The sequence below is a fragment of the Frankia canadensis genome (genome assembly GCF_900197875.1).
Lineage (GTDB): Bacteria > Actinomycetota > Actinomycetes > Frankiales > Frankiaceae > Frankia > Frankia canadensis.
The window spans coordinates 1-8,605 of sequence record NZ_FZMO01000166.1; the positions used below are offsets into that span (position 1 = coordinate 1).

Genomic DNA, 8,605 nt, shown 5'->3' on the forward strand with positions numbered 1-8,605 from the left:
CCCCCAGGCCCCCCGCTGGCGACCGGCCGGACGCGAGGGCCGCGACGCCCCCGAACGGCGCGTGCCCACCGCGGCGGGCCGGTCTGAACGCATCAAACCGTCGTGGGCCCGCCGACACCTCGTATCTCGGCGGTTTCCCGAAGCTTTCGGCAGATCATCCGTCTGTTTCGGGGGCAGCGTCGGTGTCGACGGTCCGCAGGATGTCGTTCACCTCGCGGCGGGGGGTGGGCTCGGCCGGCGCCGTGGTCGGCTCCGGGTAGCCGACTCGCAGGATCATCTGGACGTGCCCGAGCCCGCCGGTCGCGCCGCGGAACTGCTCGCGCATCCCCTCCACGTCGATCGCCTGCGACATCGGCGAGCTGGCCAGCCCGAGCGCCGTCGCGGCGAGCAGCACCCGCTGCATCGCCTCGCCGGCGCGCAGCCGGTCGGCGGTGGTGTCCGCGTCGGTGCCGATCAGCAGGATCCCGGGCCGCTCGACGGCGTGCTCGGCCAGGTGGGTGGTGCCGGTCTCGCCGGCGACGTCGAGGTCCCGCAGGGGGAACTCGGAGCGCCGCGGCGCGTCCAGGTGCACCACGGCACCGCGCGGGATGCCGTCCGCGGCCGGTTCCGTCCGGCTCCAGGAGGAGAGCTCGGCGCGGTAGGCGGCGTTGTGCTCCTCGATCCAGTCGGCCCGCGAGAGCAGGACGCTGACCTGGACGCGCAGGTCGGGATCGGTGGGGGCGGTCAGCCAGGCGCCCTCGGCCTCGGCGGCGGCGCGCAGCCGGCTGATGGCGTCCGCGGGCAGGGGGCGCTCCTCGAAGGGGCGCCGGTCGGTGTGACGGCGGGGGATCGCCGCGGCGAGGGCACGCTCGGTGTCGTCGGCGGGCAGGCTGCCGGCGAGGGTGACCCGCGCCAACGGCGCCGAGCCGATGTTGTCGCCGTCCGGCAGGAGCGTGACCTGGGGTGACAGGCCGCGGATCCGCAGCGCCAGCCGGGCGTTGCACAGCGCCGCCCCACAGCTGAGCAGCAGCTGACGGCCCTGCGGGTCGGCGACGTCGAGCTGGCGGGAGCGGTCGGCGAACAGGGTGAGCCCGCCCGCGTCGAGCTGCCACAGCCAGGGCTGGGTGTTGTGGATGGACGGCGCCGCGGCAGACGCGGCGACCACCTCCCGAGCCAGCTCCGCGGTCAGTGGGGGTGTTACGGACCGCGCCGTGTCGGTGGACATGTCGGCCTCCCTTCGTCCGGTACCACCCAAGCCTGCCGGGGCGGCGATGTCTCCGACATGCCCCGACCGGAACCCGTCACGCGGGACCGACGGAGGTTCGGCGGGAGCCGGACGGCCCTGCCCTGCGCCGCCCCGCCCAGCCCCGCCCAGCACGGCCGCGGCCGCCACGTCCGGCCTCGGTGCCCGGAGTGGCGGCGATGCCTGCGGGTAGCCCCAAGGCATGGCTGGAACTGACACCGAGGCGGTGGTCGCCGAACTGCTCGCCCGGCACGGGCGCACCTTCGCCGAGGAGATCGGCGCCGACGTGCCCGCCGACACGGCCGAGGCGATGTTCAGGCTGACCGTCTTCGCGCTGCTCGCCGGCGCGCGGATCCGCACGGCCGCCGCGGTCCAGGCCTGCCGCGCGCTGATGGACGCCGGCTGGACCGACGCCGCCGCCATGGCCGACGCGACCTGGGCGCAGCGCACCCGGGTGCTCAACCACAACGGGTACGCCCGCTACGACGAGAGCACGTCCCGCCAGCTCGCCGACGCCTGCGACTACCTGTCCGAGACCTACGACGGGGACGTGCGGCGCCTGCGGGAGGCCGCCGGCCAGTCACCGGAGCGCGAGCGGGCGCTGCTTCAGAAGATCAAGGGGATCGGCCCGGTCGGCGCCGACATCTTCCTGCGCGAGGCCCAGGCCGGCTGGGACGAACTCGTCCCCTACCTGGACGAACGGGTCCGTCACACGGCCGGCGAGCTGGGCCTGCCGACCAGCGTGACGCGGCTCGTCGACCTCGTCGACCGCGCCGACCTGCCGCGTCTGGTCGCCGCGCTGGTGCGGGTGCGCCAGGAGCACGACGTCGCCGACCTGCGCGAGGCCACCTCCGGCGGCTGACGGGCGGAGCGCCTTCCAACGGTCGCGGAGCCGCCGTCCGACGGCCGGTGACACCCTCGGACGGCCGGTGACGCAGTGCCCGCCGCCGCGCAGTGCCCGCCGCCGACGGGTGACCCGCCGGCGCGGGTACCCGTTCGGTGCAACCCGACGGGACGAACGGCTCCCGCCGGGCGACGCGGCGTCCGTACCCTGGACGGTGCGCCGATCCTCCCGGGCCCGGTCAGGTGCCCGGCCGGGGTGGACACGGGGCACCGGCGGCAGGCTGGGACGGTTCGCGCCGCAAGGGCTGTAACCTTCCAGGCTCAACGCCGCGCGTTCAGGGGCGGGCCGGGCGCGCCGGGCGGGGGCTGCCGTCCGGCCGACGATCCGCCCGCCGTCCGGCGGCCGAGCCGTCCACCAGGATTCCGAGGCAGACCCGGAGGAGCGTCCGTGCCGAGCACGCAGGATGTCGAGCGCGCCCGCGAGCAGGCGTACCTGGACACGCTGTACACCCGGCTGGACGAGGTACGGGAGATCACCCGCGAGCAGCTGCGCGGCGTGCTGCTCGCCGTGGGCACGGGCACCCCGCAGTCAATCGTCGAGCGGGACGTCTTCGCCGCGGCGCACGCCGACCGGCTCGCCCGCCTCGACGCCGCCGAGGGTCGGCTCTGCTTCGGCGCGATGGACCACGCCGACGGCCGGCGCACCTACATCGGCCGCATCGGGCTGTCCGACAGCGAGCAGGAACCGATCCTCGTCGACTGGCGCGCGCCCGTCGCGACCGCGTTCTACCGGGCGACGCTGGCCGATCCGCACGGCCTGGTCCGCCGCCGCCACCTGCGCACCCGCGGCCGTGAGGTCACCGGCATCGCCGACGATCCACTCGGCCTGCCCGACCCGGCCAGCGCCGGCGCGAGCGCGGCGGACGGCGCCGAGGGCGCAGGCGCCAACGCCAACGCCGGTGCGACAGCCGTCCAGTCGGGCGACGCGATGCTGCTCGAGGCGCTCGCCGCGCCGCGCACCGGCCGCATGCACGACATCATCGCCACCCTGCAGGCCGAGCAGGACCGGATCATCCGGGCGCGGGCGAACGGCATCCTCGTCGTCGACGGCGGACCGGGCACCGGCAAGACCGCCGTCGCCCTGCACCGCGCCGCCTACCTGCTCTACAACGACCGGGCCCGGCTGGACCAGTCCGGCGTGCTGATCGTCGGGCCGAGCCCGGTGTTCCTGCGCTACATCGACCAGGTGCTGCCCTCGCTCGGCGAGACGGGCGTGGTCTTCGCCACGCCGGCACGCCTGTTCCCCGGCGTGGACGCCACCGGGACGGAACCGGTCGAGGCCGCCGCGCTCAAGGGCGACCCGCGGATGGCCGACATCGTCGCCACCGCGGTCCGCGACCACCAGCGGCTGCCGCGGCGCGAGCTGACCATCCCGTACGACGATCATGTCCTGCGGCTGAGCCGGGACGCGGTCGCCCGGGCGCGCACCCGCGCGCGGCGCAGCCGCCGCCCGCACAACTCGGCCCGTCGCGTCTTCCTGCGCGAGCTGCTGGGCGACCTGACCACGCAGGTGGTCCGGCAGATCCCGGGCGGTCTGCTGGACGCCGACGAGCGCCGCCAGATCACCCGCGACCTGTGGCTCGACGAGGGTGTCCACGCGGCCCTGGACAGGCTGTGGCCGCTGCTGACCCCCCAGCAGCTCGTCGGCGCGCTGTTCACCGACCCGGCGGTGCTGGCACGGGCGGCCGGCGGTCGGCTCACCCCGGCCGAACGCGACCTGCTGGCAGACCTACCGCCGGCGAACCCGCGCATCCCCACCCCGCGTCCCGCCGAGGCCGCGCCGCGCCGCGGCCGCCGCCGGACGTCCCCTTCCAGGGGCGACGCGCTGCAACTGCCCTTCGACACCGACCCGGCACCCGACACCGACCCGGCACCTGGCATCCACCCGGCACCCGACATCCACCCGATCACCGTCGCCGGCGCCCGGCGGCCGGCCGGGGAGCGGCGCTGGACGCCGGCCGACGTCCCCCTGCTCGACGAGGCGGCGGAACTGCTGGGTGATCCCGACGAGGAGGCCGGCCTGGAGGCCGCCCGCCGGGCCGAGCGGGAGCGGGCCGAGGAGCGCGAGTACGCCCGCGGCGTGGTCGACATGCTGGGCCTGCACGGCCAGGTCGACGCGGATGCCCTGGCCGAGCGGTGGTCCGGCCCACGGGTGCGCCGCAGCGCCGCCGAGCACGCCCGCGAGGACCGGTCCTGGGCGTTCGGCCACCTGATCGTCGACGAGGCGCAGGAGATCTCGCCGATGCTGTGGCGGCTGCTGTGGCGCCGCTGCCCGGGGCGCACGGCGACGCTGGTCGGCGACCTCGCCCAGACGGCGCGCCCGGGTGCGCCGACGAGCTGGGAGCAGCTGCTGGGACCCGTGGTCGACGACCGGTTCACCGTCGAGCGCCTCACCGTCAACTACCGCACCCCGCAGGAGATCATGGACGTGGCGGCGGAGGTCCTGCGGGCGCAGGACCCGGCGCTGGTGGTGCCGGTGTCGGTCCGCTCGGCGGGTCGGCGGCCCGCCGCGCTGCGGGTCGGCGACGTGGCCGTCGAGGCGGTGCCCGGGCTCGCGCGGCTGCTGGCCGGCGACCCGCCCGCCGCGGACGGGCCGAGCGCCGAGCTGCTCGCGGCGGTCGCCCACGCTGCCACGGCGGAGGCGGCCGCGGCGGCCGGCGGCCGGGTCGCCGTGATCGCCCGACCGCGCGATGTCCAGCCGTTGCGGGCCGCGCTCATGGCCCTGCTGCCCGACCTCGCCGTCGCCCCCGACTCGATCGACCCGGCGAGCGCCGCCGGCAACGCCCTGGACGCCCCGGTCGCCGTCCTCGGCGTCGCCGAGACGAAGGGCCTCGAGTTCGACGCGGTGGTGCTCGTCGAACCGGCCGACCTGCTCGTCGAGCCGACCCGCGGCCTGGCGGACCTGTACGTCGCGCTGACCCGGGCGACCCGGTCGCTGCGCGTCGTCCACTCCGGCGAGCTGCCGCCGTTCCTGCGCTCCCTCGATGGCGACTGATCCTGTCTCAGCCGCCGTCGCCCATGGCCGCGAGCCTGTTCGCCATCTCCTCCGGCGGCACGTTCTCGACGCGCGTCGCGAGGTTCCACCGATGGCCGAACGGGTCGACGAGCTGACCGGACCGATCCCCGTAGAACTGGTCGGCCGGCGGCCGGCGGCTGGTGGCACCGGCGGCCAGCGCGCGCTCGAAGGTCGCGTCCACGTCCTCGACGTACAGCGACAGCGTCACCGGGGTGCCGCCCACCGACGCCGGGCCGAGGACGCCGATCTGCGGCGCCTCGTCGGCGATCATGACCACGGACTCGCCGAAGAGCAGCTCCGCGTGGCCGATCCTGCCGTCGGGACCGGCGAGCCGCATCCGCTCGGTCGCACCCAGAACGGTCACGTAGAAGTCGATCGCGGCGGCGGCGGCGTCCACGCAGAGATACGGGCAGACCCTCGGGTAGTCGGACGGGATCGGAGCGACATCGCTCATCGTGACCTCCTGGCAAGTCGCTGGCATCGGTGAAGGATGGAGGGGTGAAGCGGGACGGCGGACCAGTACGGGACGGGCGGCCGGTGCGGGACGGGGGACCGGTGCGGGACGGCGGACATCGTCGCGCCGGGGTCCGACAGTTTCGGGACGGTCGCCCGGGCGGGCGCGTCGAGCTCGTCGGCCGGCTGCGGGCCGCGCTCGGCGTGCCGCCCGGCGACCCGTCCGGGCTGGTGGATCCCTCGCCGCGCCGCCGGGCGGAGTACGCGTCGGACGCGTCCAACTACCGTGTGCCTCCCGTGGTGGTGGTCTTCCCCCGGGATGTCGACGACATTCCGGCCGTGCTCGATGTCTGCCGGGCCACCGGCACCCCGCTGACCACCCGTGGCGCGGGCACGTCCATCGCCGGCAACGCGGTCGGCCCCGGCGTGGTGATGGATCTGAGCCGTCATCTCGACCGTGTGGTCGCGCTGGACCCGGACGCCCGCACCGCCACCGTGCAGCCCGGCGTCGTGCTGGACGTGCTGCAGGCCGCGGCGGGCCGCCACGGCCTGCGCTTCGGCCCCGATCCGTCCACCCACGCCCGGTGCACCCTCGGCGGCATGATCGGCAACAACGCCTGCGGCACGCGGGCGATCGCCTACGGCCGTACCAGCGACAACGTCCTCGCCCTCGACGTCCTCGACGGCACCGGCCGCCGCCTGCGGGCCGCCGCCGGCGAAGAACCCCCACCGGGCCTGGCCGCGTTCACCCGCGCACACCTCGCGACGCTGCGCACGGAGCTCGGCCGCTTCCCGCGCCAGGTGTCCGGTTACGGGCTGGAGCACCTGCTGCCGGAGCGCGGCGGCGACCTGGCGAAGGCCCTGGTCGGCAGCGAGGGCACCTGCGCGGTCGTGCTCGGCGCGACGGTGCGTCTGGTCGCGCCGCCCATGGCCACGGCGATGGTCGTCCTCGGCTACCCGGACATGGCCACCGCCGCGGACGCGGTCCCGGCGCTGCGCCCGCACGGGCCCCTCGCCCTGGAGGGGATGGACGCCCGGCTCGTCGACATCGTGCGCCGCCATCGTGGCCCGGGTGCCGTGCCGGCGCTGCCGGCGGGCGCGGGCTGGCTGTTCGTCGAGGCCGGCGGCGACACGCCGGCCCATGCGCTGGCCGCCGCGCGCCGTCTCGCCGCCGACGCGGGCACGGCGGCGACCAGGGTGGTCGAGAGCGGTCCCGAGGCGCGGGCGCTGTGGCGGATCCGCGAGGACGGCGCCGGGCTCGCCGGGCGCACCGCGGACGGCGAGCCGGCCTGGCCGGGCTGGGAGGACGCCGCCGTCCCGCCCGAGCGGCTCGGCGCCTACCTGCGTGACTTCGAGGAGCTGCTGCGCGCCCACCGGCTGGCCGGCGTGCCGTACGGGCACTTCGGCGACGGCTGCGTGCACATCCGTCTCGATCTGCCGCTCGCGCGGGCCCCGCGGCTGCTGCGCCCGTTCCTGCTGGAGGCGGCGGACCTGGTCGCGGCGCACGGCGGGTCGCTGTCCGGCGAGCACGGCGACGGCCGGGCCCGCGGCGAGCTGCTGGACCGGATGTACTCGCCGGCGGCGCTCGACGCCTTCGCCGGCTTCAAGCGGCTGTTCGACCCGGATGACCTGCTCAACCCGGGTGTGCTGGTGCGGCCGCGGCCGGTCGACGCCGACCTGCGCCTGCCCGCCGCCCACGCGCTGCCCGCCCCCGCGCCGGGTACCGGCTTCGCCCTGGCCCACGACGGCGGCGATCTCGCCCGGGCCGCGCACCGCTGCGTCGGGCTCGGCACCTGCCGCGCCGACACGTCGGTGACCGGCGGGTTCATGTGTCCGTCGTTCCAGGTCACCCGGGACGAGAAGGACAGCACCCGGGGCCGGGCCCGGGTGCTGCAGGAGCTGGCGAACGGGACGCTGGTGCGCGGCGGCGCCGGCGCGGCGGAGGTCGGCGAGGCGCTGGACCTGTGCCTGTCGTGCAAGGCGTGCGCCCGGGACTGCGCCGCCGGCGTGGACATGGCGACCTACAAGTCCGAGGTGCTGCACCGGGCCTACCGCCGCCGCCCGCGCCCCGTCAGCCACTACGCGCTGGGCTGGCTGCCGCGCTGGAGCCGGCTGGCCGCGCGGGCACCCACCCTGGTCAACGCGGTGCTCGCCCGCCGCGGGGCGCGCCGGGCGCTGCTGCGCCTCGGCGGCATGGATCCCCGCCGCGACGTGCCCGCCTTCGCCGCCAGGCCGTTCAGCCGCTGGTGGCGCGAGCGTCGGGCCCCCAGCACGTCGGGCGTCCCCCCGCGGGGGGACGTGGTGCTGTGGGTCGACTCGTTCACCGAGGCGTTCTCTCCCGGGGTGGGACGGGCGGCGGTCGAGGTGCTGACGGCGGCGGGGTACCGGGTCGTCGTCCCGGCGGGCCCGGGGCCGGTGTGCTGCGGGCTGACCTGGATCACCACCGGCCAGCTGGACGGGGCCAGGCGGCGGCTGCGGACCCTGGTGAGGCGTCTCGCGCCCTACGCCCGCGCGGGCACGCCGATCGTCGGACTGGAGCCGTCGTGTACCGCGGTGCTGCGCGGTGACCTCGTCGAGCTGCTGCCCGGCGACGCGGACGCGGCGGCGGTGGCGGCCGGGGTGCGCACCCTCGCCGAGCTGCTGACCTCCATCCCCGGCTGGGCCCCGCCACGACTCGACGGGACCCGGATCGTCGCCCAGCCGCACTGCCACCAGCACGCCGTGCTCGGCTTCACCGCCGACCGCGACCTGCTCGCCGCCGCCGGTGCCGACGTGCGAGTGCTCGCCGGCTGCTGCGGCCTGGCCGGCAACTTCGGCATGGAGGCCGGCCACTACGACGTCTCGGTCGCGATCGCCGAGCGGGGGATCGCGGCGGCGGTCCGGGCGGCTCCGGCGGGCGCGGCGCTGCTCGCGGACGGCTTCTCCTGCCGGACGCAGGCAGCCCACGTCGTGGGCGTGTCGGGCCGGCACCTCGCCGAGCTGCTGGCGGCGCCGCCGACGCCCCCGCCGAT

The 8,605-nt window shown here is 76.6% G+C and carries 5 protein-coding genes; 3 read left to right on the plus strand and 2 right to left on the minus strand.

Annotated elements, in window-relative coordinates; all coding sequences use genetic code 11:
- Nucleotides 1–154: 154 nt before the first annotated feature.
- Nucleotides 155–1,204, minus strand: coding sequence for an Acg family FMN-binding oxidoreductase (locus tag C1A33_RS14860; protein WP_101832096.1), 1,050 nt, complete (start codon nt 1,202–1,204; stop codon nt 155–157).
- A 220-nt stretch (nt 1,205–1,424) separates the two neighbouring features.
- Here C1A33_RS14860 and C1A33_RS14865 point away from each other — a divergent pair, with 220 nt between their 5' ends.
- Entirely contained in the window at nt 1,425–2,084 is a 660-nt protein-coding gene (locus tag C1A33_RS14865; RefSeq protein WP_101832097.1) for a hypothetical protein, read from the plus strand.
- Nucleotides 2,085–2,513: 429 nt separating this feature from the next.
- Complete coding sequence (locus C1A33_RS14870) at nt 2,514–5,120, plus strand: helicase domain-containing protein (RefSeq protein ID WP_101832098.1); 2,607 nt, start codon at nt 2,514–2,516, stop codon at nt 5,118–5,120.
- A gap of 7 nt (nt 5,121–5,127) precedes the next feature.
- Here the strand turns inward: C1A33_RS14870 and C1A33_RS14875 are convergent, their stop codons facing one another.
- Entirely contained in the window at nt 5,128–5,595 is a 468-nt protein-coding gene (locus tag C1A33_RS14875; RefSeq protein ID WP_101832099.1) for a VOC family protein, read from the minus strand.
- Nucleotides 5,596–5,639: 44 nt separating this feature from the next.
- On the opposite strand from C1A33_RS14875, the gene C1A33_RS14880 reads away from it, so the two are divergent.
- The coding region (locus tag C1A33_RS14880; protein ID WP_243407566.1) for an FAD-binding and (Fe-S)-binding domain-containing protein at nt 5,640–8,605 on the plus strand (2,966 nt) is incomplete at its 3' end.

Bases quoted from the DNA above. Each gene is read 5' to 3' on its own strand.
- C1A33_RS14860 (WP_101832096.1), bottom strand. From the start codon at position 1,204: ATGTCCACCGACACGGCGCGGTCCGTAACACCCCCACTGACCGCGGAG.
- C1A33_RS14865 (WP_101832097.1), top strand. From the start codon at position 1,425: ATGGCTGGAACTGACACCGAGGCGGTGGTCGCCGAACTGCTCGCCCGG.
- C1A33_RS14875 (WP_101832099.1), bottom strand. From the start codon at position 5,595: ATGAGCGATGTCGCTCCGATCCCGTCCGACTACCCGAGGGTCTGCCCG.